2 pseudogenes are annotated in these 251 nt (G+C 57.4%); one reads left to right on the plus strand and one right to left on the minus strand.

What is annotated here, in order from left to right:
* Positions 1-120, plus strand: a pseudogene (locus F7R02_RS26125) (IS3 family transposase); the annotation flags it as partial.
* 5 nt (positions 121-125) lie between these two features.
* Here F7R02_RS26125 and F7R02_RS26130 read toward each other — a convergent pair.
* A pseudogene (locus F7R02_RS26130) lies at positions 126-251 on the minus strand (IS3-like element ISXac4 family transposase); the annotation flags it as partial.

Raw genomic sequence — 251 nt, forward strand, 5'->3', positions numbered from 1 at the left:
GCAAGAGCGGATGTGTTTGACTACATCGAGCGACGCCACAACCCAAGGATGCGGCGAAGGGCGGCCAAGCAGGATCAGAAGGTTGCAGCTCTTTTACAACCGTCCGTGATATCGGGGTAGAACCCCTCGATAAGGAACCGCACCGCCTCGCGTTTACGCGCCGGCCCTAGAGTTTTTTTGCGATCAGGTCCTTCATTGCCGCGTTGTCGAGCGCCAACTCGGCATACATCCGTTTGAGCTTGGCGTTCTCG

Origin of the sequence: Xanthomonas cissicola (genome assembly GCF_008801575.1) — a bacterium.
Classification (GTDB): domain Bacteria; phylum Pseudomonadota; class Gammaproteobacteria; order Xanthomonadales; family Xanthomonadaceae; genus Xanthomonas; species Xanthomonas cissicola.